Origin of the sequence: Pseudomonas sp. GM48 (assembly GCF_000282335.1) — a bacterium.
Taxonomy (GTDB): Bacteria; Pseudomonadota; Gammaproteobacteria; order Pseudomonadales; family Pseudomonadaceae; genus Aquipseudomonas.
Genome location: NZ_AKJM01000031.1, coordinates 1 through 1244 on the forward strand (window position 1 = coordinate 1; position 1244 = coordinate 1244).

General features: G+C 61.2%; 1 protein-coding gene and 1 pseudogene. Both read right to left on the reverse strand.

Going from position 1 to position 1244, the window contains the following annotated elements; all coding sequences use genetic code 11:
- Positions 1-570 (reverse strand): annotated as a pseudogene (locus PMI28_RS25080) (alpha-2-macroglobulin family protein); the annotation flags it as partial.
- Positions 567-1205, reverse strand: coding sequence for a DUF1175 domain-containing protein (locus tag PMI28_RS25075; RefSeq protein ID WP_033063090.1), 639 nt, complete (start codon positions 1203-1205; stop codon positions 567-569). The pseudogene PMI28_RS25080 and the gene PMI28_RS25075, both read right to left, overlap by 4 nt.
- Positions 1206-1244: the final 39 nt, after the last annotated feature.

A 1244-nucleotide genomic window follows, 5' to 3' on the forward strand; every position in this document is an offset into this window, starting at 1 on the left:
GATCGGCTTGCCCTGCCACAACGGATAACGGAACTGGCTGACCACCGGCAGACCCGGTATCAGCGCGAATTGCGGCTGCGCATCGTAGGGCGTTGGCGCGGCCATCGCATTGCCCATCTTCAGTTCCGGCACTTCCTCGGTGACTTGTTTACGTGACTCGTAGGAAAACGCCCGCTGCATCACCCGACGGGATTTGCGATACCAGTTGTCCCACAGGTAAGCGAGGGTATTGGACAGACCTTCACCCTTGAACTGGCCATCGCTGACCACCCGATGCAGGTTCTTCTGGCGCTTGAGGAAATCCAGCGGCTTGTCGATGCGATACACCCGAATGTCGGCGCCGCCATAGGGCTCCATGCGAAACCGGCGATAGTCGCGGCCCGGAGCTTCAAGGCGCACCATCGCCTGTTCATCGCTGGCAAAACTGCTGTCGGCCAGCAGGAAAAAACTCTCGCCGGCCACTGGTGCATAGCCGCTGGACGGGACCGAATCTTCGGCGTTGACCGCCGAGAAAGGCAACACCAATACCAACATCAAAGACAGAAAACGCAGCATGCGGGCACCGGTCATTGGGAGAGAAAATTCAGTCGATAGACGCCGATGAAGTTGGGGTTGGCTGCGTCGGGTATCCATCGGGTGTCCTTCCATGTCATGAGTTGCTGCAGGCTTGCCGAACGCATGCCGTTGTCGGTGGGTGTGGTGGTGCCGGTGTGATAGGCGATGTAGCGGCCCATCCAGATCATCAGGTGCTGGTCGTCGCCCTGATCGAAAAACATCAGGTCGCCCGGTCGCGCCTGTGACACATCGCGGCTGACCAGGTGGCTGTTGAACTGGATCAATTTGATCGCATTGACGTAGGGCCCGACCTTGCCGCCACCCTGTTGCCATTGCTGCGCAAGACCGCGCTGGGCATCGCTCAATTGCAGCTCCGGCGGCAGGTAACGATTGGACACTCCATTGCTGCGCAGCCATTTGTCGTCATGGACTTTCAGCGCTTCATTGGCGGCGAAGCGCACCAGCCCGGCGCAGTCCTGCTGATACCAGCGCGGGCTCGGGCCCTGGCTGAGTTGCTCCTGGGCGATGCGCACGAACCAGGCGCGGAACACCTGGGACTGCTGCGGGTCGAGCGGCGGTGTCTCGACAGCGCGGGCGCCCGTGCTCAGCAATAGCGCCAACAGGCCGAGACTGCGGATCAATGCCGTCACAGCGCTTTCCACTCCAGCGGCAGCCACTGCCAGTGGCCG